General features: G+C 59.4%; 23 protein-coding genes. 4 read left to right on the top strand and 19 right to left on the bottom strand.

Annotated elements, in window-relative coordinates:
* Window positions 1-5 precede the first annotated feature (5 nt).
* From EJA70_RS07655 to EJA70_RS07675, 5 genes are all read right to left on the bottom strand, one after another.
* A complete protein-coding gene (locus tag EJA70_RS07655; RefSeq protein WP_158830357.1) occupies window positions 6-500 on the bottom strand; it encodes a PAAR domain-containing protein in 495 nt (164 codons plus the stop codon).
* Window positions 497-1,159 (bottom strand): hypothetical protein, encoded by a 663-nt coding sequence (locus tag EJA70_RS07660; protein ID WP_158830358.1) that lies wholly within the window; start codon window positions 1,157-1,159, stop codon window positions 497-499. Before EJA70_RS07660 ends, EJA70_RS07655 begins: the two co-directional genes overlap by 4 nt.
* A gap of 297 nt (window positions 1,160-1,456) precedes the next feature.
* A complete protein-coding gene (locus tag EJA70_RS07665) occupies window positions 1,457-2,377 on the bottom strand; it encodes a hypothetical protein (protein ID WP_158830359.1) in 921 nt (306 codons plus the stop codon).
* 123 nt (window positions 2,378-2,500) lie between these two features.
* The gene (locus EJA70_RS07670) at window positions 2,501-3,013 is read right to left on the bottom strand and encodes a hypothetical protein (RefSeq protein WP_158830360.1); all 513 of its coding nucleotides are present in this window, start codon (window positions 3,011-3,013) and stop codon (window positions 2,501-2,503) included.
* 149 nt (window positions 3,014-3,162) lie between these two features.
* Window positions 3,163-3,642 carry a GNAT family N-acetyltransferase gene (locus tag EJA70_RS07675; RefSeq protein ID WP_008085506.1) on the bottom strand — a complete coding sequence of 160 codons (480 nt, stop codon included), beginning with the start codon at window positions 3,640-3,642 and terminating at the stop codon, window positions 3,163-3,165.
* Window positions 3,643-3,861: 219 nt separating this feature from the next.
* Here EJA70_RS07675 and EJA70_RS07680 point away from each other — a divergent pair, with 219 nt between their 5' ends.
* The 4 genes from EJA70_RS07680 (at window position 3,862) to EJA70_RS07695 (ending at window position 6,544) form a co-directional block, all read left to right on the top strand.
* A complete protein-coding gene (locus tag EJA70_RS07680) occupies window positions 3,862-4,515 on the top strand; it encodes an HD domain-containing protein (RefSeq protein WP_158830361.1) in 654 nt (217 codons plus the stop codon).
* Window positions 4,516-4,624: 109 nt separating this feature from the next.
* A complete protein-coding gene (locus EJA70_RS07685; protein ID WP_158830362.1) occupies window positions 4,625-5,821 on the top strand; it encodes an MFS transporter in 1,197 nt (398 codons plus the stop codon).
* A gap of 82 nt (window positions 5,822-5,903) precedes the next feature.
* Complete coding sequence (locus tag EJA70_RS07690; protein ID WP_008085503.1) at window positions 5,904-6,245, top strand: hypothetical protein; 342 nt, start codon at window positions 5,904-5,906, stop codon at window positions 6,243-6,245.
* 44 nt (window positions 6,246-6,289) lie between these two features.
* A complete protein-coding gene (locus EJA70_RS07695) occupies window positions 6,290-6,544 on the top strand; it encodes a hypothetical protein (RefSeq protein ID WP_008085501.1) in 255 nt (84 codons plus the stop codon).
* A gap of 192 nt (window positions 6,545-6,736) precedes the next feature.
* Here EJA70_RS07695 and EJA70_RS07700 read toward each other — a convergent pair whose 3' ends face one another.
* The 14 genes from EJA70_RS07700 to EJA70_RS07765 all read right to left on the bottom strand — a co-directional run bounded on the left by EJA70_RS07700 (window position 6,737) and on the right by EJA70_RS07765 (window position 21,348).
* On the bottom strand, window positions 6,737-7,666 hold the full coding sequence (locus tag EJA70_RS07700) for a PfkB family carbohydrate kinase (RefSeq protein ID WP_158830363.1): 930 nt from the start codon (window positions 7,664-7,666) through the stop codon (window positions 6,737-6,739).
* Window positions 7,659-9,125, bottom strand: coding sequence for a cytosine permease (locus tag EJA70_RS07705; RefSeq protein ID WP_158830364.1), 1,467 nt, complete (start codon window positions 9,123-9,125; stop codon window positions 7,659-7,661). Before EJA70_RS07705 ends, EJA70_RS07700 begins: the two co-directional genes overlap by 8 nt.
* A 228-nt stretch (window positions 9,126-9,353) precedes the next feature.
* Entirely contained in the window at window positions 9,354-10,352 is a 999-nt protein-coding gene (locus EJA70_RS07710; protein ID WP_158830365.1) for an ADP-ribosylglycohydrolase family protein, read from the bottom strand.
* Complete coding sequence (locus tag EJA70_RS07715) at window positions 10,349-11,062, bottom strand: GntR family transcriptional regulator (protein WP_158830366.1); 714 nt, start codon at window positions 11,060-11,062, stop codon at window positions 10,349-10,351. The genes EJA70_RS07710 and EJA70_RS07715 overlap by 4 nt, the downstream gene beginning before the upstream one ends.
* 517 nt (window positions 11,063-11,579) lie before the next feature.
* Window positions 11,580-12,548 (bottom strand): L-arabinose ABC transporter permease AraH, encoded by a 969-nt coding sequence (araH, locus tag EJA70_RS07720; RefSeq protein WP_026000669.1) that lies wholly within the window; start codon window positions 12,546-12,548, stop codon window positions 11,580-11,582.
* Window positions 12,549-12,560: 12 nt separating this feature from the next.
* Window positions 12,561-14,105 carry an L-arabinose ABC transporter ATP-binding protein AraG gene (gene araG / locus EJA70_RS07725; protein WP_158830367.1) on the bottom strand — a complete coding sequence of 515 codons (1,545 nt, stop codon included), beginning with the start codon at window positions 14,103-14,105 and terminating at the stop codon, window positions 12,561-12,563.
* Window positions 14,106-14,158: 53 nt separating this feature from the next.
* The gene (locus EJA70_RS07730) at window positions 14,159-15,163 is read right to left on the bottom strand and encodes a substrate-binding domain-containing protein (protein ID WP_008087257.1); all 1,005 of its coding nucleotides are present in this window, start codon (window positions 15,161-15,163) and stop codon (window positions 14,159-14,161) included.
* A 137-nt stretch (window positions 15,164-15,300) separates the two neighbouring features.
* Window positions 15,301-16,119, bottom strand: coding sequence for an SDR family oxidoreductase (locus EJA70_RS07735; protein WP_008087255.1), 819 nt, complete (start codon window positions 16,117-16,119; stop codon window positions 15,301-15,303).
* Window positions 16,120-16,389: 270 nt separating this feature from the next.
* Window positions 16,390-17,265 carry an SMP-30/gluconolactonase/LRE family protein gene (locus tag EJA70_RS07740; RefSeq protein ID WP_158830368.1) on the bottom strand — a complete coding sequence of 292 codons (876 nt, stop codon included), beginning with the start codon at window positions 17,263-17,265 and terminating at the stop codon, window positions 16,390-16,392.
* 132 nt (window positions 17,266-17,397) lie between these two features.
* Window positions 17,398-18,114, bottom strand: coding sequence for a FadR/GntR family transcriptional regulator (locus tag EJA70_RS07745; protein WP_008087251.1), 717 nt, complete (start codon window positions 18,112-18,114; stop codon window positions 17,398-17,400).
* Window positions 18,115-18,251: 137 nt separating this feature from the next.
* Entirely contained in the window at window positions 18,252-18,812 is a 561-nt protein-coding gene (locus EJA70_RS07750) for a DUF1285 domain-containing protein (protein ID WP_008087248.1), read from the bottom strand.
* A 16-nt stretch (window positions 18,813-18,828) separates the two neighbouring features.
* Window positions 18,829-19,434: a DUF4823 domain-containing protein gene (locus tag EJA70_RS07755; RefSeq protein WP_158830369.1), complete on the bottom strand. Its 606-nt coding sequence runs from the start codon at window positions 19,432-19,434 to the stop codon at window positions 18,829-18,831.
* Window positions 19,435-19,603: 169 nt separating this feature from the next.
* Window positions 19,604-20,572, bottom strand: a complete 969-nt coding sequence (locus EJA70_RS07760) for a GTP 3',8-cyclase MoaA (RefSeq protein ID WP_008087245.1) — start codon at window positions 20,570-20,572, stop codon at window positions 19,604-19,606.
* A gap of 137 nt (window positions 20,573-20,709) precedes the next feature.
* A complete protein-coding gene (locus EJA70_RS07765) occupies window positions 20,710-21,348 on the bottom strand; it encodes a TetR/AcrR family transcriptional regulator (RefSeq protein ID WP_007908276.1) in 639 nt (212 codons plus the stop codon).
* Window positions 21,349-21,774: the final 426 nt, after the last annotated feature.

Here is a 21,774-nt window from a genome sequence, read left to right on the forward strand (position 1 = left end):
TGCAGTTACTCCGCAAACAGTTCGATGGTTTCAGCAAGATGAGAGCTGACGGCATGTGTAAAGCCTGCTGCATCCGTAACGCCGTGTTCTTCGCTGCCATCTCCGCGTTTGATCGTGTAGGGATGATTCGCGACAGGCTCTCCTGAGAACTCATCGACCAGTTGCATCTTGTCCGTAAAATGCACCGGCATCGGCAACAGCCCACTAAACGCTGCGCCTCCGCCGCTCTGGCCAATGATCACCGTCCCAGAGCCACCGACCACGACATTGCCATGGCCTCCGGTGCTGTCGAGCGTTGCAGCATTCAAGCCGTTAATGAAAACCGTGCCGGAAACGGCTCCGGTAATCGGGCTGCCACACGCCGATTTATCGGTCATGCGCGCAGCGGCGAGGCCGTCGAAGAAGACGTTCGGCGAGCCGGAAGCAATCGGGTTGGTGCCATGCCCTGGCAGTGGGCAGGCGGTCGGGTCGGTGACGCGTGCAGCGGGTTTACCACTCAATTCAAAGCTCCTTGCTTCTGGGGTTCCGGGTGCGGCTGGTGGAGATCGACGTCGGTCGCGGCAAAGCGCCAGCGGTTGTCGACGGGATCGAACAGGGCGTGGCAATGCTCACGGCTGTCGGGGGGTGTAGCGAATTGCAGAAGCTGCCAGGCTTCGTCGACCTGCCATGCCAGCTCGGCAGATGTCGCATCGTCGAGTTCGTTGAGCCAAGCGTTGTAGTTGCTAAGGTGATTGCGCTGGTAAGTCGATTGCAGCAGTTCGGCCATCTGTGTGCCGAGGTCCAGATGATGTTCGGCCGTCCACTGACCGATCTCGGAATAGGCGTACCAGCCCATCGGCATCAATCCGCCGTCCTTGAGCAGCGAATGCTCGGCAGGGGCGACGAAACCACAACAAATGTGCAGCGTCAGCCAGCCTTGATGGGCGTCGATAAACGCTGTCGGATCGAAAGTGCGCAGCGGTATCACGCGGTAATCGTCGAGCCCGGCACTGCGCGTCATCAACTCGGCATCGAGGCGTGACACGAACGCACGAATGGCGATTGCGCCCGTACGATTTGTGATGCACAGAATATCGACCGGTTGCCGCTGGGGGTTGTCAGTGGAGCCTGAGTTTTTCACCAGGCCATACAGACGCATTGACGCCCGTAGTCCGCTCATCGCCGGTCAGTCGTTGACGCAGCGAAGGCTCCACGGGCGTGGAGAAGTTGTGCCAGAGGCATTGCAGGTGTCGTCCGTGAGCGCGCAAAAATGGCGCGTAGAATGCCGGACTCGAGCGCTGGCGACAATCGAATAGTACTGGATTGCCATCATTGTTTTCAGCCCTCGGCAAACTCGCGCAGGACCTTGCGATCCATGCGATAGCGCACTCATCCCTGTTCCGAGATTGCGCACTGCCGACCATGCTGAGCTAACCACCGGACAATCCTGCTGCACATCGAGTCAGTCGCCCGCATATCAAGGAGCGGCATCAATCCATTTCGTCGACCGATCAACACTGGTCACGCCCTCTTCAGCGAACACTTTCACGACCTCATAATCTTCTGCGCCAAGGTGATGAGTGTGACCATGCTCGTCAGAAACCCCCGGTTCCTGACGGCCATCCCCGCGCACAATGACGTAAGTCGTCAGCGGTTTTGGCGTCAGATCCGACGAGGACACGATGCTCAGAGCCAATCGATACGGTGCAAACGAGGCAAGTAATCCGACGTAGGGCAGGTCGTCGCAAAGGCCAATACGATCGAGTTCGTCATACGGTGTTTCGGCAATGTGTCGCCAGCGCACGATGCAAATCGGGGCCTCTGGCAACAGCGTACGCATGCGATCCTCGGCCAGTAGAGTGACCCGTGGCGGTGCTACCCGCGGACTGCGCACTTGATCAATAAAGCGTGAAGTTGGCAGGTACATGACTTTCGAGTAATACGCCACGAACGGGAACGCCGTAATCACTACCTTGCACGGTATGTATTGCTGCGGTTTGAGCATGCGCACCAGTTCAATCGGCCTGATGTCATTAAAACCATCATTGATGCCGTGATTCTCGACCCTGATATGCGCAAGCATCTCGTACCGCCGATCTCCCTCGATCAGACGCATGGCGCTGACGCGTCCCGACGCCTCCATCTCGATTCGATGTTCGATGGAAAAATCAGCATCGCCATTCAGCGAACAATGAATCGTCGTACTGATCTGGCCTTGCCTGCCGTAATCCTCATACAGATTGATAAGGTTTCGATCTGAGGTGAAACGCAGGTCGTAATAAGAAGAGTTGGCGCGCTCGATTGAAACAAACTCAAGTCTGGCGGCGGGAACGTTCAGGTGCATGCACGCCGTGCAGGATAAAAAACTGCCAATCAGCATCCACTTGAAGATACGCATATTCAACGGTTTACCCCCCGCTCTATCACGAGAATAAATTCGGAACTCGGAATACCGACGGGAGATCCTGTCAATTAACAACAACCCGATCTTGATGCACACAGCAGTTCAAATAATCAGCGCTCACGTGCCGAGCGCCCTTATAAAATCCATGGCCGGGATACGCATAAAATCTGAAAAATAGGTTTTGTATTTCGTTGTATGCACTCTAAAAACGCACACAACCACGTCGCTCACCCTTAAAGCTCTGCGCAATTCATCTCCCGCAAGAATACGTTGTGTACCCCGCACAGCTCCGGTCTCTCGAAAAATGACCCGGGAGATATAATTTCCTTTCGAAGCGTTTCCGCTCAACTCAACGATGCCGCTGCCGTAGCGTTTCTGGTAATGGCCAATCGAAAAATCCGCATCGCCGTCCAAGGCACAGACCAGCTCTTGGCCGATCCTGGATTGGAACAATGTCAAAAGATCCGTATCACTTGAAAACCGTACGAAAAACGAACTTGCGCTCGACGTCATTGCAACACTTTCGAAATCAAGCTTCGCTATGGGCCTGCCGTGATTCGAAGTACATGAACAGCAAAGCAAAAAGACGAGCGCTATGTACCGGCGCATTGCCGCCCGCAGTGTGCTCATCGCCGGTCACTCGTTGACGCAGCGAAGGCTCCACGGGCGTGGAGAAGGGGTGCCTGAAGCATTGCAGGTGTCATCCATGAGCGCGCAAAAATGGCGCGTAGAATGCCGGACTGGCAAAGTGCCGACAATCGAATTCACGCCAACGTTGTTCAGCCCTCGGCAAACTCGCGCAAGACCTTGCCATCCATGCGGTAGCGCACCCACTCCTCCTGCGGTTGCGCACCAAGGGATTTGTAGAAATCGATGGCCGGCGTGTTCCAGTCGAGCACGCTCCATTCGAAGCGACCGCAGTCATTGGCGCAGGCGATTTTCGCCAAGTGCCGCAGCAAGGTCTTGCCGGCGCCGCCGCCACGTTGTTCGGGGGTGATGTAGAGGTCTTCGAGGTACAGGCAGTTGCTGCCCAGCCAGGTTGAATAGCTGAAGAAGAACACCGCAAAGCCGATCGGCAAGCCGTCACGCAGGCAGATCAGGCCGTGGGCGGTGGCGCCTTCGCTGAACAGGCTGCGCTCGATGTCGGCGACACTGGCGATGACTTCGTGGCGGGCTTTTTCGAAATCGGCCAGTTCGGTGATGAAGGCGAGGATTTGCGGGGCATCACTGGGGGTCGCCGGGCGGATTTCGATCGTCATGGACGGGCCTTGTCGGAAAAGGAAAACGCCATACTAAGGCCGTGGGCGGCGCTCGTCACACTCCAAACGTGGTAGAGAACCCTGTGGTGAGGGGATTTATCCCCGACGGGTTGCGCAGCAGCCCCTTTTTTGCGGGTCGCTACGCGCCCATCGGGGATAAATCCCCTCACCACAGAAGTATCATCAAGCGAAAATCCACGACAGCCTGCAAGGATGCTCATGAACGAAACTGCTTTTGCTCCGCTCGCCTCACTCGCTGCCAAGCTGCTGCCCCACGCCCTGGAACCCTCAAACGACGGCGCGCACGACCTCGCGCACCTGCTGCGGGTCTGGCACAACGTGCGCACGTTGCACGAAGACGAAGGCGGCGATCTGCAAGTCTTGCTCGCCGCCGTACTGCTGCACGACTGCGTGGCCGTCGAGAAAAACTCGCCACTGCGTGCACACGCCTCACGTCTGGCGGCAGAAAAAGCGGCGGCGGTGCTCGCGGAGATGCATTGGCCCAGCGAAAAAATCGCCGCCGTCGCCCACGCCATCGAAGCCCACAGTTTTTCCGCCAACATCAACCCGCTCACCCTCGAAGCTAAAATCGTCCAGGACGCCGACCGTCTCGACTCGCTGGGCATGCTCGGCGTCGCCCGTACCTTCTACATTGCCGGACGCATGGGCTCGGCGCTGTACGACCCGCAAGATCCCCAAGCGAAGCAACGCGACTACGACGACAAACGTTTTTGCCTCGATCATTTCCAGACCAAACTGCTGCACCTCGCCGACGGCTTCCAGACCACCGCCGGCCAGCGTCTGGCGCAGATACGTCATCAGCGCTTGAAAGGCTTCATGGAGCAATTGCTGGAAGAAATCGGCATCGTCTGAGCGTTACTCCGGCCTGTGCTGAACCTGACTTCGCCAACCTCAGACCTAACCCGCCCGGGCGACGTGTTAAACAGATGACGCTCAATTTTTTCCGGTCAAGGAACGCGTCATGTCGCAAGCAACGCCGCAAGTGTCAGGCAAGCTGTTTGGCCTGTTCTGCCTCGCCAGTTACCTGTTGTCGCTGTCGTATGGCTCGACGTTTTTGCTGTCGCTGCTGATCAGTTCGCGCGGCGGCAATGAACACGATGCCGGCAGTGTGATTTCGGCGGCAATGCTCAGTACGTTTGTCGCGGTGCTGGTGTCCGGGCACTTGTCCGACATGCTCGGGGCGGCGCGGTCGATTGCGCTGTTCGGGCTGTTGCTGGTGGCGGCAAGCCTGGGCTTTGCGATGACGCCGGGGTTCGGCCATCTGCTGCTGTTCTTCGGTTTGCTGTTAGGTCTGGGCTGGGGCGTTTTCTACACCCTGGGGCCGATCATCGTTGCGAGCCTGGTGACCCCGGCGCAGCGTGCGAAGTACTTTGCCTTGCTTTCGGGCAGCATGATGACCGGGATCGGCAGCGGCCCGTTGCTCGGGCGCGCCGCCAGCGCGCTGGGCTGGCCGGTGACTTCGGCGTTTTATCTGGCGGCGTTGGCGAGCCTGATCGGTGTGCTGCTGTTCTGGCGCCTCGGTGCTCGATTGAAAAGCACCCAAGCCACGTCGGCGGCAAAAATCACCTGGCAAGCGACCACTCAAGTCCTCGGCTCGCGCGCGGTGTTTCCGATCATCATGGTCGGGCTCGGCGGCTGTGTATTTGGCGGTCTGTCGAGTTTCCAGACCAGTTACGCGACCGCGCGCTCGCTGGATTACTCGCTGTTCTTCCTCGGCTTTATGAGCGCAGCGATCAGCAGCCGGATGCTGATTGCAGGTTATGTGGTCAAGCGTGATCCGCTGCGCGCTTCCTGCCTGTTGTCGGGGCTGATGCTCGGCTCGATCGTGCTGTTCGCCTTCGGCGTGCACAGTGGATTCACCTATCTGCTGGCGGCGCTGATGCTCGGCGTCGGCTATGGCCTGACGTATTCGGTGATCAACGGGCTCGCCGCCAACGAAGCGCCGACCGGCAGCACTTCGCAGGCGTTGTTGCTGTTCAGTCTTTCGTATTTTATCGGCGTGTTCGGTTTTCCATTGCTGGCCGGGAAAATCATCGTCGAACAGGGGATGGCGACACTGCTGCTCACGCTATTGGCCGTGGCGCTGGCGAACTGGCTGATCACCGTGGCTCGTCTGCTCTGGCGTCGACTCAACGTCAAAACGGCGACGCCGGCCTAGACCGTTCGTCGTTCATCAGGCACCAATCCGAGCACCGGGCAGACCAACGACAGGTAAGGATTCCAATCACTGGAGAAGCCCTATGATCCCGTCAAGGTTGACCGCTTTCGTATTCAGCGCCCTACTCTGCCCTGCGGTTTTCGCCGCATCCGCCACCGCTGCGGGCACCGGCCCTACCGATCCGACCCCGCCCCGCGCCCCCGCCATCAACAGTGCTCCCGGCATGAACACCGATGGTTCCGGCGTACCGTTGATCAATCAGCCGCCCGCCACCGGCACTGATCCGCGCACCCAAGGCAGCGACCCGGGTCGCCAGGGCGGCATGAACACCCCCGATGCCCCTGCCACGCCAGACAACGCGGGCCCCGGCATCGGCTCGAAAACCACCACCGGTGGCTCCGGTTCCGAAGGCTCCGGTCAGTAGTTCGCCGACGCGAGCGTCCTATTCAATCCAATGAAGAGGTAACCATGAACGTCGATAAAAACCTGGAAAAAGAAGTCCTCACCCGCCTGCTGCACGCCCACCCGAGTGGCCTGGGCAAGGAGGTGCTGGACAATTACCGGGGCGAAAAGGTCGTGGCTGGCGCCCTCGCCGCCCTTCAGGATCGCGGCCTGATTCACCACGGGCATGTGACCTGCAACGAGGCCGGCGAACATTCGTTGAACCTGCCAATCAAGCTCAGCGCTGCCGGTGTCGAGGCTGCACGCAAGCTCGAAAGCTGAGCAATGTGATCGTGTGATCGTGTGATCGTGTGATCGTGTGATCGTGTGATCATTAATCATGTAGGAGCTGCCGCAGGCTGCGATCTTTTGACTTTGAAGATCAAAAGATCGCAGCCTTCGGCAGCTCCTACATTGGGTTTATGTGCGACACAGATTCAATGTGGGAGCTGGCTTGCCAGCGATTGCTATAAATCAGGCGCCGCTGGACTCGCGGATAAACGCATCCACTTCAGCCACCCCCGGCGAGGTCGCCGGCCCCCAGCGCGTCACCGCGATAGCCGCCGCCGCATTCGCCCGCCGCGCCGATTCGTGCGCAGTCAAACCCTGCGCCAACCCCGCCACAAACACCCCGGCATGTGCATCGCCCGCGCCATTGCTGTCCACCGCTTTGACGGCAAACCCCGGCACATGCCGACGCTCACCGCGCTGATGAATCCAGCAGCCTTGCGGGCCATCGCGCACGACGATCAACACGTCTTCAGGCAAATGCTCAGCCATTCGATCCAGCGCCACAGCAAGCTCTTCAGCGCCGGTAAACCTAAGCGCCTCGACACTGTTGCTGGTCCACACATCAATGCGCGGCAATAGCGCCTGCATCATCGGCGAGTCGGGCGACTCCACCAGCGGGCCTGGATCGAACACCACGTTGATCGAGCCCGGTAGCGCCAGCGTCCAGTCGAGCAGCGCTTGCGCCTTGCCTGCGTGCAACAGGCTGTAGCCGCTGAGATAAACGTAATCGCCGGCCTCGGCGGCAACGCTGTTCAGATCGTCCTCGGTCACCTCACCTTCAGCGCCGATGTAGGAAATGAAACTGCGCTCCGCCGACGCATCGGTCAGCGCTACGCACAAACCGGTGTCGCGCTGCGCACGCTCCTTGATGCCGATATGAATGCCTTCAACGTTCATCGCCTCACGCGCCAGATCGCCGAAACGCCCGCTGCCGTGGCGACCGAGATAGACCACCGGCAAGCCATTACGCGCCGCCGCGGCCATCACGTTGAAACCGCCACCCGCTTCGAAACCTGCCGACTGCGCGAGCACATCACCGCCAATCTGCGGCAGTTTATCCACGGCCATGACCAGGTCGATGATGACCTGGCCGGTGTGCAACATCTTAGGCATGAGCATTCTCGGTTGGCGCGGCGCGGCGATCTTTCGCCCCGCCGAGGACGAAGTAAATGCCACCGGCGACGACAAAGGTCACGATCCAGCCGAGGCCGTTATGGCCCAGCCAGGAGTCGGACAAAAAGCCTTTGAACCAGACGTTCTCGGCGGTGGTGCCGATGGTGGTGAAGCTGAAGCCGAGGATGATGGCAATCGCCCACGCGCCGAACGCGCGCCACTCGATGCCGCCGCGATACCAGTAGGCGCTGCTCGGGCTGACATCGAGCAGGTCTTTGGGGCTGTAGTAGTGACGGTGAATCAGGTCGACGACGAAGATCCCGACCCACGCGGTGATTGGCACCGCCAGCAGGGAAATGAAGGTGATGAACGGGCCGTAAAAGCTGTCGGCGATCAGCATGAAGTAGATCGAACCGGCGAAGATCGCAACGATGTCGACCACCACCGCGTAGACGCGTTTGACCTTGAGGCCGAGAGTCAGCGTGGTCAGACCGGCGGAGTACACCGACAGGTTGTTCGACAGCAGCAGGCCACCGAACGCGGTGATTAGGTACGGCACGGCCATCCACGTTGGCAGCATGTCGCGGATCGCCACGATCGGGTCAGTCGCCGAAGCGAGGTCGTTGTTGCCCACCGACAACAAGCCGCCGAGGGTGATCAACAGCACCAGCGGAATGCCCGCGCCGAATGCCGCGGACGCGACCAGACGCACGGCTTTGACGCTGCGATGCTGATAGCGCGACATATCGGCGCCGGCGTTGGCCCAACCGATGCCGGTGCCGGCGGCCATGGTACCGATGCCAATGATCATGGCGCTCATCGGTGCTGGCGTGGCGTTGAACACCGCGCTCCAGTCGATGGTCGCGCAGAGGAAGCCGCCGACCAGAAGGTTCAGCGCGCCGAACACGTAGGTCGCCCACTTCTGGATCACCAGCAAGGTCGCGTGGCCGAGGCCCGACACCGACAGGGTCAGCAAGACGAAAATGGCGATGAAGATCAGCGTCAGTACCGGTGCGCTTTTCGCTTCGACCGGCGAGCCGAACAGGATCGAGCACAGTGACAGCAGCACAAATGCGGCGGTGGTGGTGTTGACGGTTTCCCAGCCCAGACGCGACATCAGCGAGACCAGCGTCGGGCCGATATTGCCGCGTACGCCGAAGATCGCTCGCGACAACGTCAGGCTCGGCGCACGGCCACGGCGACCGGCAATCGAGATGATCCCGACCACCGCGAACGAACCGGCAGCGCCGATGATTGCGACGATGATTGCCTGCCAGATCGCCAGCCCGCGAAACGCCACCAGCGTGGCGCCCAATGGCAGACCGAGGATAGAAATGTTGGCGGCGAACCAGACCCAGAACAATTGCAGCGGATGACCGTTGCACTCGGCTTCCGGCACCGGTTCGATGCCGCGGGTTTCCAGTTGCCCGGCGCTTTGCCCGGCGTTTGCTGAACTCATGAAGGTGCTCCTGTTTGCCTTTTTTGTGGTTGTGGCAATGATGCAAAACGACAAGACATCGCGGCCGTCCTCGGCCTGTCTGCGCGATCCATTGCGGGTTGGAAATTCGAAATTTGCGGTGCGCCTATCGCTGGCAAGCCAGCTCCCACAGGGATCAGGGTGTACACAAATGTGTGTTCACAGCAAAAACCTGTGGGAGCTGGCTTGCCAGCGATAGCGTCAGTTCAATCAGCGCAAGGCCAACAGCCCCTGCACCAACGGCTCAAGCTCAAGATGATTAACGGTTTTCACCGTATTGATCATCTCGGCAGGCCAGCTCTCAAAGCCCAGGCAGGCCCCGAGCATCGCGCCGAGAATCGCCGCGATGGTGTCAGTGTCGCCACCCAGACTGGCGGCCATGCACAGCGCATCAAACGCGCTCATCTCACCGACCGCAACTTGCTGCGCCAGCGCGAACGAGACCACCACCGATTCCTGCGACGCCACCGAAGTACCGATCACGTCGTAGAGCAAATCCGCCAGCAGAGCCTTGTCGCTATCGACACTGATCGTGCGCGCCCAACTGATGCGCGAGGCGATTCGTCCACCGGCGACCCAGTGACCATGCGCTTCCGCTTGCTGAGCGATTTGCTGAGCGAGGTTCAACGCCTCGCCCAGGTCCATGCCGTTGATGCCGGCCGAGACCACCGCCGCCACCGCCGCCGCGCTGGAAATCCCCAGCGTGGTGTTGTGAGTCACCTGACAGGCCTGCACCACCGCCGCAATAAAGCGCTCGGGATCGGCAACATCCGCCGCGATCCCGACGGGGGTGATGCGCATTGCCGCGCCATTGGTGGTGCCGTAACGCCCAGCCTCTTCCGGCGAATGACCAGCAAGGATCATTTCGATGGCGCGTTTGGTCGACGGCCCGAGCAAATCCTGCGAGCCCTTGGCCTGCATCTCGGCTTCCCACTCGATCAGGCGTTGCGCGAGGATCGCCGGTTCGATATGGCCCTTGCCTTCGACCAGCAATTCGCCGACCAGGATGGCCTGTTCGGTATCGTCGGTGATCGAGCCCTTGGGCATGTTCGCGGCGATGGGTTGCAATGGCCCGGCATCTTGCAGATCGCTGATCTGGCCGAAGCGCGCCTTGATGGTTTCGCGGTTCAGCGATTGCGTCGGCATGCCCAGCGCGTCGCCGAGAGCCAGGCCATAAAAAGCGCCGAGGGCACGGTTGAGCGGGGTCATTTCGATTCTCCAAATTGCAGGTGCAGACGGAAATGCACCGGGTCGAGCAGGCTTTCGACCTGCTCCATGAACCGGTTCTGGCGGTCGTAGGTGGTGCGCAGGGCTTTGAGGAACACCGTGCCTTCCGGGCGGCCGAGCAGTTCAGCGTCAACAGCGTTCAGCGGTTCGGCGCCGATCCATTGATCACCGCGCTCGCCGATGTAGCCGTAAGCGGCCAGGGTGATGGTCAGGGAATTGTCGATCAGACCGACGCGCGGCAGGCTTTCCAGGCCGCCGGTGGCCGGCATCAAAGAACGTTCAAGGGACACCAGCGTGCCTTCGGTGGAACGGCGACGACGGTCGAGGGTGATGAATTGGTCAGTGCCGAACCGCGACAGCAGGTCGGGGCGGGTCACGGCTTCCAGGCGCAACACTTCGGTGTTGATCATCGCGCCGCTGTCGGCCAGCGCCTGCGCCCAGCCGCTGCGTTGGTCGAGGGCGACACCATCGAAGGTGACGATCGAGCCGACGCCGCCTTGCGTGGCGATGTATTTGCGCCGCTTCAGTTCGGCCAGCGCTTCGCGCAACGTGCCACGGCTGACGTTGAATTCTTGAGCCAACTGATGCTCGCCGGGCAACAGAAAGCCGTCCTCCATGAGACCGCTTTCGATGCGTCGGACGAGTTCGTCGACCACCCGTTGTTTCTTGTCAAATCGTACCTGTCTAATCATGTACAAAGTGATAACCGAAACGGGCGCTAACGGGCAAGAACAATTTCAGCAAGCTGACAAAAGGCGCAGGGGCATACGCAATCCCCTGTAGGAGTGAGCCTGCTCGCGATAACGGCGGCACATCCAACATCAATGTGACTGAAAGTACGCTATCGCGAGCAGGCTCACTCCTACAGTTTTGCGGTGAACCGGTGTTCAGTGTTGACCGCGAATCCCTGTGGGAGCTGGCTCGCCAGCGATGGCGGCGGAACATCCAACATCTGACCGCGAATCCCTGTAGGAGTGAGCCTGCTCGCGATAACGGCGGCACATCCAACATCAACGTGACTGAAAGTACGCTATCGCGAGCAGGCTCACTCCTACAGTTTTGCGGCGAACCGGTGTTCAGTGTTGACCGCGAATCCCTGTGGGAGCTGGCTCGCCAGCGATGGCGGCGGAACATTCAAAGTTGATGTTGAATGATCTACCGCAATCGCTGGCAAGCCAGCTCCCACAGGTTTGCGTATCGAGGATGGGATCAGCGTTGTTTGAGGCGGTCGATGACGACGGCCAGCAGCAAAATCGAACCGCGGATGACGTATTGGTAGAAGGTATCGATGTTCTTCAGATTCATCGCATTCTCAATGATCGCCAGAATCAACACCCCGGCAATCACATGCCGAATCATGCCGATCCCGCCGCTGAGCGACACCCCGCCCAACACGCAAGCCGAAATCACCGTCAGCTCAAAACCCTGGCCAATCATTGGCTGCCCGGAGGTCATCCGCGACGCCAGAATCACCCCCGCCAGCGCACCAATCACACCGTGCACGGCAAAGATAATGATCTTGGTGCGGTCAACGTTCACACCCGCCAGCAACGCCGCTTCCTGGTTGCCACCAATGGCCATGGTGTTGCGCCCGTAGGTGGTGTAATTCAGCAGCCAGCCGAAAAACAGAAAGCAGACAATGGTGATCAGAATCGGCACCGGCACGCCAAACAACTGACCGTTGCCGAAAACGAAAAATGATTCCTGCGACACGCCCACCGCTTTGCCGTTGGCAAAAATGTAAGCCAGACCGCGAACAATCTGCATGGTCGCCAACGTCGTGATCAATGCATTGACGCGCAACTTGGCAATCACGATTCCGTTGATCAACCCGACAATCAAGCCCATCACCAACGCTGCACTGACACCGAGAAACACGCTGTTGGTGTCACGCATCACCACCGCCGCGACCACGCCGGCGCAGGCAATCACCGAGCCCACCGACAAGTCGAAATGCCCCGACGCCAGGCAGTACAACATCGTGCACGCGGCGATCCCGGTGGTGGAAATTGCCAGGCCCAGACCACGCATGTTCAACGGCGAAAGGAAGTTGTCGATCAGCAGCGTACAGGCAACGAAAATGCCCACCGCCGCCAGCAGCATGACCCAGTCATCAAGGAAGCGGCGCATGTCCAGCGGTTTGCGCTCTTTGGGCAGGGTTTCGTTTTGGGTTGTCATCATAGTCACCTCTCAGTTCGCCACGCCGTCAGCGCGGTGGCGCGGCAAAGCCAGTTGCAGCAGGTTGGATTCATTGGCCTGGTCACGGCTGATTTCGCCGCGCAGGGCGCCTTCGCAGAGCACCAGAATGCGGTCGGAAATGCCCATCACTTCCATCAGGTCGCTGGACACCACGATCACCGAAATACCCTCGGCGGCGAGGTTGTGGATGATCTGGTAGATCTCCGCTTTGGCGCCGATGTCGATGCCGCGCGTTGGTTCGTCGAGCAGCAAGACCTTCATCGGCATCGACAACCAACGGCCGAGAATGGCCTTCTGCTGATTGCCACCGGAAAGAAACTTGATCTGCTGACCGGCATGCGGGGTTTTCACTTTCAGCGCTTTGATCTGTTTGTCGGCGTTGCCCTTTTCCCACAAACCGCGAATCAGGCAGCCGAGCCCCGAATGTGCGCCACGGGCACTGATGTTGATGTTCTCGGCGACGCTGGCCAGCGGGATGATGCCTTCCTTCTTGCGATCCTCCGGGCACAGCAGAATCCCGGCGGCAATCGCGTCGCGCGGTGAGCGCAGTTTCAATTCGTGACCGCGCAATTCGAGGCGTCCAGCGGTGTTGCGTTCCAGTCCGCTGAGAAGGCGAAACAGCTCGGTGCGCCCTGCCCCAACCAGGCCGAACAAGCCAAGGATTTCACCCTTGTGCGCTTCGAAACTGATCGGCTCGCGCAAGCCAGGGCCTAGCAAGCCATCGACCTTCAGCGCGACGGCGCCGCGTGGACGATGGCGATAATCGTAGATGTCCTGAATGTCGCGACCGACCATGCAGGTCACCAGTTGATCGTGGGTCAACTGGCTCATGTCCTCGAAGGTGCGCACGTAGCGACCGTCCTTGAACACCGTCACCGCGTCGCAGATACGGAACACTTCTTCCATACGGTGCGAGACGTAGAGCACCACTTTGCCCTCGTCACGCAGACGACCAATGATCGCCATCAAGCGGTCGATCTCACGGGCCGAGAGGCTGCTGGTCGGTTCGTCGAAAGCGATGACATGCGCCCCGCGTGACAGCGCTTTGGCGATTTCTACCAGTTGCCGTTGGCCGAGTGACAGGCGTCCGACTTTGGTCTGCGGATCGATTTCGTCGGCCAGGCCTTTGAGGCAATTCAACGCTTGCTGGCGTAACACACCGCGATTGATCAAACCGAAACTCGCTGGCAGATGGCCGAGAAACAGGTTTTCGGCGACGGTCATTTCCGGCACCAGATGCAGCTCTTGGTGAATCACCGCGACGCCGCTGCCGATGCTGTCGGCGGTCGACCTGAACGCCATGGTCTGCTCGCCGATCTGCAACTCGCCGCTGCTCGGGATGTAAGCGCCACCGAGGATTTTCAGCAGGGTCGATTTGCCGGCGCCGTTCTCGCCCATCAAGGCGTGAACCTGCCCCGGATGCGCGACGAAGCTGATGGCGTCCAGCGCCTTCACACCGGGAAAGGTTTTGCCGATCCCGTTGAAGCGCAGGCTGCCGCTGGAGCTGTGTTGTTGTGTCTGGACTTGCGCGTGCATAAAGCCACCTCTTCACACCGAAAAACGGCCCGGCTGCCCGGGCCGTCGCGGCATCAGTTCCACAGGCCGATTTTTTCCAGCTCTTGCTTGAAGTTCTCGCGGGTGATCAGGGTAACGTCGTCCATCGCGGTGTACTTCGGCGGCTCTTTGCCGGTGGTGACCCACTCGTACATCATCTCGGCGGTTTTGTAGCCTTCGATGTGCGGGCTTGGCAGCATCGAGCCGAAGAAGCCGCTGTTAGGCTTTTTCAATTCGCCAATGGCGTCGGTGCCGTTGATGCCGATGCCGATCACGTTGGTCGCGGCAAAACCTGCGGCTTCAGTGGCGCGCACGCCGCCGAGCACGGTGTTGTCGTTCATGCCGCCGATGATCAGGTTTTTCGCCGCGCTCGGCAGTTTCACCAGCGCCGAGTTGGTGGCGTCCATGCTGCCCGGTACGTCGAGGGTTTTCAGCGCGGCAAAGAGGATGTGATCCTTCGGCATGCCGGCGTCTTCAAGGGATTTCACCGAGCCGTCAGTGCGTTTCTTGCCGGTGTCGAGTTCGTTGTAGGTGTTGACCACCGCGTAGGTGTCTTTCCAGTCCCAGTTGCGTTTTTTCGCTTCGGCGACCATCGCGTTACCCTGCTTCTGGCCGACTTCGAACGCGGCCATGCCGAGGTACGGCACGTCTTCCATGAACTTGCCGTTGGCGTCGACGAAACGGTCATCGACGGCAATCACTTTCAGGTCATTGAGTTTGGCTTTGGCCATGATTGCCGGGCCGAGCGACACGTCCGGCGGGCAGATCACGAAGCCCTTGGCACCGTTGGCGGCGAGACTGTCGATGGCCGAGAGGGTTTTCTCGCCATCTGGCACAGCAATCTTGATCAGTTCGAAGCCCTTGTCCTTGGCGGCTTTCTCGGCGAAGGCCCACTCGGTCTGGAACCACGGCTCTTCAGCCTGCTTGACCAGAAAACCGATTTTCACGGTGTCGGCAGCGAGCAGCGAACTGCTCAGGCTGAACGCAGTGACCGCCAGGGCGGTAGTGCACAGGGTACGAATCCCGAAACGACGTTTCATAAGCTGACTCCTTGTTATTTTTTTTGAGCAATGTTTTGAAAAGCGTTAAAGCGTGTTCCTGCAAAGCCTGTTGAAAATAGTCATATCGTATGATGATTGGATTTCACCCGGATCTATCCGCGTGAAAGCTGCAGCGCTCAGTCGTGGTACATCACCGAGCGGCCACCATCGATGGTGATGCATGACGCGTTGATAAACGGTGCTTCATCACTGGCCAGAAACACCGCAGTCATCGCCACTTCCAGCGGCTGACCGATGCGTTTCGGCGGGTGCAGATCGAAGGCGCGCTGACGTTCGGCGTGCGGGTCGGCGAAACCGTTCCAGTAATCGACGTTCAGTTGCGTTTCAATGTAGCCCGGCGCGATGGCGTTGACGCGAATGCCTTTCGCCGCGTATTCGATGCCGAGGGCGCGGGTCAGCCCAAGCAAACCGTGTTTGGCCACCGGGTACGGAAAGCAGCCGGGAATGATGTGGCTGGAATGGGTCGAGGCGATATTGATGATGCTGCCGACGCCCTGCTCGATCATCTGCGGCAGCACGGCTTTGCAGCCGAACCAGGCGCCATCGAGGTCGATCGCAAAGCAGCGATGCCAGTCTTCGTCAGTCATTTCCAGCGGATCACGGAACACGTTGACCCCGGCGCAGTTGACCAGCACGTCGATACGACCGTGCAGCTCAACGGCGCGTTTGGCCATGGCGTGCAGATCGTGCTGACGCGAGACATCCGCCTTCAGCGCCTGCACGTCAAAGCCCTGCTCGCGCCAGTGCGCGGCGACCTTTTCGACTTTTTCAGCCTGGATATCGCTGATCACCAACTTCGCTTGCTGCGAGGCGAAGGCAGCAACGATGGCTTCGCCGATACCTTGCGCGGCACCGGTCAGCAGCACGACCTTGTTTTTCAGACGCTCGCCCTTCGGCGGTGCGGGCACCGGCGGCAGGGAAAGAGGTTCAGCCATGGATCAGAACTCCTGTTTCGCAGGCACAAAAAAACCGGGCATCTAATGATGTCCGGTCTGGAAGGCGTTTTGAACGAAACAGGCAGGCGTCGCCGACGGCATCGAGCCGTTGCGAGACGCTGACCCCACTCGGGAGTGCGATAGAAATTCGCTGCATCACTTCACCTGTTTTGTTCTTTTTAAGTGTGAGTGCGTGTTACTGCTGCAGCCGACTATAAACCCGACCGCCAAATAATCTCAATATATAATTTTGCATCCCATATTCTGGGATCATCCAGCAAAACGGGTGCAGAGTTTTCCGGGCACATCGACGCGCATCGACAGCACCGCGCCATCCAGCGGATGGTTGTGCGGACTCTTGGCACTGGTGATGTACAGGGTTTTCAAATCTTCACCGCCAAAGACGCAACTGGTTGGCCGACTGATCGGCAAGTCGATCCGACGGTCGATATAACCGTCCGGCGTCAGGCGCAACAGGCAACTGCCGTCCCAACGGGCATTCCACACGTAGCCTTCGGCGTCCATCGCCGAGCCGTCCGGGCCGCCCTGCTGATCGGGGCCGTACCAGATGTAAGCGGTGTCGAGGTTGCCGTCGGTGTGAATGAAATAGCGGTACAGCGTGCTGTCGAGGCTGTCGCCGAACAGCAGCGTAGTGCCGTCGTTGCTCCACAGCAGCGTGTTGGGAATGCCCAGACCGCGCAGCAACGGCGTGACGCGTTTATCCGGATCGACGCGAAACAGCCCACCGGAACGGCGGATGATCGGCAGATCCTCGCCCTGCTCGCCGATGTTGTTTTGCATGGTGCCGAGCCACAACCGACCCTGAGCATCGCACCGTGCTTCGTTGGGACGATTGCCCGGTTGCGGGTCGGCGACGCAGAACAGCGTCAGGCGCGGTTCAAGGCCGGGGGAATCGAGATCGAGGCGATAGACGCCGCTGCTCAGGGTCACCAGGGCGTCGCCACTGTTGCACGGGATGAACGCGGAAATGTGCTCGGGCATCTGCCAGATCTGCACGTTCTGGCCGATCAGGCGCAAGGCCTGTTTGCCGGCAATGTCGACCCAGTACAGCGCCTGGGTCGGCGCGTCCCAAAACGGGCCTTCACCGAGTTGGGCGCGGTGTTGGGTCAGGGCGGTCCACGGCATATAACGGTCTCCATTGTTCTTGTTTTTTACTGTAGGAGTGAGCCTGCTCGCGATCGCGGTGGATCAGTCGAAGCTGCTTTGCCTGATACGACGCAATCGCGAGCAAGCTCACTCCTACAGGGGAATTAGTAGTTAGCCGGCTTTTTTGTCGGCCATGACTTTTGGATAGAAGCGTTTTATCGCCAGGTCTGCATTGTCGATCAGGGTCATGCACGCCCACACGCCGCGCGCGGAATCGCGGGCGGCGATGGCATCGGCCATGTCTTTGTGGATCGGCAGCGTGCGGCGCAGTTCATCCGGGTCGGCGGCAGAGACTTCGAACGACACCGCCAGCAACGCGCCGAGGGCCGGGACCATTTGTTCAATGAACTGGTTATGGCTGGCCGCGAGAATACATTCGTGGAAAGCCTGATCGGCGCGGTTGTAATCGATGCCGCTGTCCACCGCTCGTTCAAGGGCATTGAACGCCAGTTGCACGGCTTCGATCTGCTCCTGCGTTGCCCGCTCGCACGCCCAGCGCACCGCCATCGGTTCGATGGTGCGGCGCAAGTCGAGCAGGTCATCGACGAAGTTTTCCGGCAAACCGTTGCGCGACAACCAGCCGACGACTTGTGGATCGAACAGGTTCCAGCGCCGCACGGGCAATACGCGGGTGCCGACTTTCGGCCCGACTTCGAGCATGCCTTTGGCGACGAGGGTTTTGATCGCTTCGCGGATGACGGTGCGGCTGACCCCGAGTTGCTCGCCCAGATCGGCTTCGACTTTGATGGTCTGCCCCGGTTTGACCTGGCCGGCGGCGATCCAGCTGCCTAGCCAGTCAACGGTCGACGCATGAAAGCTGCTGGACATGAACACCTCAAAGCGGGACGCGATGGGTGATCAAGCTAATGATCATATGATTGGGTGTCAACGACAAAAAAAGATCGCAGCCTTCGGCAGCTCCTGCAGCTGTACGCCATGTAGGAGCTGCCGAAGGCTGCGATCTTTTAAGGTTCGAGGCCGATGCGAAAGAACTCGCCGCCGCTCCATACGCCCAACCAACGTTGGCCATCGATCTCACGACTGACCGCCAGTTCCACCAGTTGGTAGAACACATTGCGGTGGATCAACGCTTCGAGGTTGGTGCGTACATGCACGTAAGGCGCAGGCTCTTGCGTTGCCGGATCAATCTCGACGCGAATCGGATGCTCAGGCCCGGCCTCAGCCGTTTCATCGACGTTGGTGGTAAAACGCAACAGCTGCGCCTCCCCCTCGCCTTCAACCTCGACAGCAATCGCCACAAACGGCGCATCGTCGACCTTGATCCCGACCTTCTCGACCGGGGTGATCAGGAAATAGTCATCGCCATCGCGGCGCATGATCGTCGAGAACAGCTTGACCATCGGCTTGCGCCCGATCGGCGTGCCCAGGTAATACCAGGTGCCGTCGCGGGCGATGCGCATGTCGATGTCGCCGCAAAAGTCCGGGTTCCACAAGTGCACCGGCGGCAGGCCTTTGGTTTTCGGGATCTGTCCCAACAGGTCATTGGCTTTTTGCGGGCCACTCATGGCGTTCTCCTTTGAATTATTGGTCGCCGACTCCCAGCAGGCTGCGCGCGTATTGCGCCAGCGGCGGGCCGATCAGGTCTTCGGGTTTGCTGTCGTGGAACGTCAGTAAACCGCCACGACTCTTGATGCGTGCAGTATCAATCAAATACTGCGTGCTGGTCTCGATCAACATGATCTGAATCACACCGCCGTCGATGCCCAGGCGATCCACAGCTTCCTGATCGAGCCACTCATCGGAGTTGCCGATGCGGTCGTCAGCCTTGGCGAAACGGGTGTAGAGCAGATAGTGCGCGCCGGCGTCACGGGCTTCACCCATTGCCTGATCGAGGCCTTCCGGCGCGCGGGCACGGCGCACCATCGGGAAATATTCGACGAAGCCCTTGAAGGCTTCCTCAGCCACTACGTTGGGGCGCGGGTAAGAACCGCCCGGCGGCGCAAACGAACCTTGCGCGATGTAGATGAACGAGTCCGGCTGAATGCGGAAGTTGTTCACGCGGCGGCTGTCACTGTGATCCAGCAGCCCCGCATCGCTCATCTGATAGCGAGTGCCCTCGGCCATATCGCTGACAGTCATACAGCCGCCAAGCGCCAAAACGGCCAGCAGCAAAACCAGGCTACGCATCCTATTCCTCCAGAGGCCGGTGACGGAAAACCGGCGAATGGCCGTTGGATGCAGCTTTTGCGCCAGCTCGGGATCTTGGTTGATTTATAGAACGCATTCGCGGGCAAGCCTTGCTCCTACAGGATCGCATAACTCTGTAGGAGCAAGGCTTGCCCGCGAATGGGGAGTATCAGCCGCCGATGATCTTCATGACGGTGGCGCCGCCGGAAAACGCCACTTCCTGCTTGTCGCCCAGCGCTTTGACCAGCAGACGCTGGAGCGCCGGCAGTGCCTGATGACGCGGCTTATCAAGCAGATCGCCGACGTAATGGCGGTTGCTCGACGACAGGCAGCCGTGCAGCCAACCGGTCGACGACAGGCGCAAGCGCGAGCACGTCCGGCAGAACGGTACGCTTTCGTTGGCGATCACGCCGAAGTTGCCCAGGCCGGGAATCGCATAGCGCACTGCGGTGGCGTCGATCGGCGCGTCGGTCTGTGCGTACTCGTAGCGCTCGCCGATCAGGCTGAGCAATTGTTCAAGGCTGACGAACTGTTGCAGGAAAGCATTGGAGTCTTTGGCCAGGTGCCCCATGCGCATCAGCTCGATGAAGCGCAACTCGAAGCCGCGCTCAAGGCAATAATCGAGCAGCGGCATCACCTGATCGAGGTTCTGCCCGCGCAACGGCACCATGTTGACCTTGATCTTCATCCCTGCCGCAGCGGCTTGATCCATGCCATCGAGCACAGTGGCCAGATCGCCGCCGCGAGCGATGCTGCGGAACGCACCCGCGTCGAGGGTATCGAGGGACACATTGATGCGGCGCAGACCGGCATCTACCAGCAGCGGGAGTTTCTTCGCGAGGAGTTGACCGTTGGTGGTCAGGCTGATGTCGTCCAGGCCCATCTTGCCGACTGCGGTCATGAACGATTCGAGCTTGGGACTGACCAGCGGCTCGCCGCCAGTGATGCGCAAGCGCTCGATGCCGGCGGCCTCGATCAGGTACTCGACACCGCGTGCCATGGCTTCGGCCGACAGTTCATCCTGCGCAGCCACCAACCGCTTGCCGTTGGGCACGCAGTAGGTACACGCGTAATTGCAGGCTGAAGTCAGGCTGATGCGCAAATTGCGAAAACGCCTGCCTTGACGGTCAACGATCATGATCACTCCGGCGATAGAATTTCGAGCCGCTAAAACTTGACTCACAAATCAAGTTTTAGCAAGCCCTATGCCTGAGTATATTCCTGCGGTACTGCGTCATGTAGCGAAATCATGGCGCAATAAGCCAGCTGAATGGCTCAGCTGCTCGGCGTTTCCGGGTCGCGCTTGCGCTTGTTGCCCATGCGCACGCCGATGTCCATCAGAAACTGGAAGAAACCTTCCTGATCTTCCAGCACATTGCTCCAGAACGGCGAGTGATACAGCGCCACAGCGCCATGCACCAGCGCCCAGGATGCGCAGTAGTGGAAATACGGCGGCACGTCTTCGAGCTTGCCTTCGCTGATACGGCCCTTGATCAGCAGGGTCAGACGTTCGAAGTTCGAGGCACGGATCTTGTGCAGCTCCTCGACCATCTCCGGTACTTGATTGCCCTTGACCACCTTCTCTTCGAGACGGTCGAACAGACGATAGCGCTGTGGGTCACGCATGCGGAATTCGAAGTAGGCGCGGGACAGCGCTTCCTTGTCCTTGTCGACATCGGCCGAATGCAGCAGCTCGTTCAAATCGCGCTCATAGTCGAGCATCAGGCGCAGATAGATCTCAGCCTTGGATTTGAAGTGCTTGTAGATCGTGCCTTTGCCGATACCCACGGCATCAGCAATCATCTCGACGGTGACACTGTCTTCACCTTGGTCGAGGAACAGCTTGAGCGCGGTATCGAGAATTTCTTGCTCGCGGCGACGAAACTCACGGACCTTACGAGGTTCTTTGTGCATAAGAAAAGGTCTGAAGGGTCAAAATTCGAAGCCGCGTATTATGCCTAACTTGCGCAAAAATGCACGGATCATCCGACCATATCTGTGTTTCTTGTTCATTTTGAGAACGTTTTGGGCGCAATGAGAACTCAACTGAAGCAAACGTATTCCAAATTTGTTTAAAAACCCCGACCGGCTCACTGGACTGCACGCCAGACTGATCAATACTTCAACTGTCGGGCGACATCTCCCCCAAGTGTCGCGCCGATAAAGGTACCAACGGACCGCGTGCCTTTGTTTTACTCCTAATGGTCTTAACCCGGATTCACCCCCCAGAACCCGGGTTTTTTTTGCCCGCGTTTTGACCTTTATCCCACATCACACCTGTAGGAGCTGCCGCAGGCTGCGATCTTTTGATCTGGCTTTTTTAAGATCAAAAGATCGCAG

The sequence above is a fragment of the Pseudomonas sp. PB103 genome (genome assembly GCF_009764635.1).
Lineage (GTDB): Bacteria > Pseudomonadota > Gammaproteobacteria > Pseudomonadales > Pseudomonadaceae > Aquipseudomonas.

Coding starts and splice junctions, on each gene's coding strand:
- EJA70_RS07660 (WP_158830358.1), bottom strand. CDS start 1,159: ATGAGCGGACTACGGGCGTCAATGCGTCTGTATGGCCTGGTGAAAAAC.
- EJA70_RS07665 (WP_158830359.1), bottom strand. CDS start 2,377: ATGCGTATCTTCAAGTGGATGCTGATTGGCAGTTTTTTATCCTGCACG.
- EJA70_RS07670 (WP_158830360.1), bottom strand. CDS start 3,013: ATGAGCACACTGCGGGCGGCAATGCGCCGGTACATAGCGCTCGTCTTT.
- EJA70_RS07675 (WP_008085506.1), bottom strand. CDS start 3,642: ATGACGATCGAAATCCGCCCGGCGACCCCCAGTGATGCCCCGCAAATC.
- EJA70_RS07680 (WP_158830361.1), top strand. CDS start 3,862: ATGAACGAAACTGCTTTTGCTCCGCTCGCCTCACTCGCTGCCAAGCTG.
- EJA70_RS07685 (WP_158830362.1), top strand. CDS start 4,625: ATGTCGCAAGCAACGCCGCAAGTGTCAGGCAAGCTGTTTGGCCTGTTC.
- EJA70_RS07690 (WP_008085503.1), top strand. CDS start 5,904: ATGATCCCGTCAAGGTTGACCGCTTTCGTATTCAGCGCCCTACTCTGC.
- EJA70_RS07695 (WP_008085501.1), top strand. CDS start 6,290: ATGAACGTCGATAAAAACCTGGAAAAAGAAGTCCTCACCCGCCTGCTG.
- EJA70_RS07700 (WP_158830363.1), bottom strand. CDS start 7,666: ATGCCTAAGATGTTGCACACCGGCCAGGTCATCATCGACCTGGTCATG.
- EJA70_RS07705 (WP_158830364.1), bottom strand. CDS start 9,125: ATGAGTTCAGCAAACGCCGGGCAAAGCGCCGGGCAACTGGAAACCCGC.
- EJA70_RS07710 (WP_158830365.1), bottom strand. CDS start 10,352: ATGACCCCGCTCAACCGTGCCCTCGGCGCTTTTTATGGCCTGGCTCTC.
- EJA70_RS07715 (WP_158830366.1), bottom strand. CDS start 11,062: ATGATTAGACAGGTACGATTTGACAAGAAACAACGGGTGGTCGACGAA.
- araH (WP_026000669.1), bottom strand. CDS start 12,548: ATGACAACCCAAAACGAAACCCTGCCCAAAGAGCGCAAACCGCTGGAC.
- araG (WP_158830367.1), bottom strand. CDS start 14,105: ATGCACGCGCAAGTCCAGACACAACAACACAGCTCCAGCGGCAGCCTG.
- EJA70_RS07730 (WP_008087257.1), bottom strand. CDS start 15,163: ATGAAACGTCGTTTCGGGATTCGTACCCTGTGCACTACCGCCCTGGCG.
- EJA70_RS07735 (WP_008087255.1), bottom strand. CDS start 16,119: ATGGCTGAACCTCTTTCCCTGCCGCCGGTGCCCGCACCGCCGAAGGGC.
- EJA70_RS07740 (WP_158830368.1), bottom strand. CDS start 17,265: ATGCCGTGGACCGCCCTGACCCAACACCGCGCCCAACTCGGTGAAGGC.
- EJA70_RS07745 (WP_008087251.1), bottom strand. CDS start 18,114: ATGTCCAGCAGCTTTCATGCGTCGACCGTTGACTGGCTAGGCAGCTGG.
- EJA70_RS07750 (WP_008087248.1), bottom strand. CDS start 18,812: ATGAGTGGCCCGCAAAAAGCCAATGACCTGTTGGGACAGATCCCGAAA.
- EJA70_RS07755 (WP_158830369.1), bottom strand. CDS start 19,434: ATGCGTAGCCTGGTTTTGCTGCTGGCCGTTTTGGCGCTTGGCGGCTGT.
- EJA70_RS07760 (WP_008087245.1), bottom strand. CDS start 20,572: ATGATCGTTGACCGTCAAGGCAGGCGTTTTCGCAATTTGCGCATCAGC.
- EJA70_RS07765 (WP_007908276.1), bottom strand. CDS start 21,348: ATGCACAAAGAACCTCGTAAGGTCCGTGAGTTTCGTCGCCGCGAGCAA.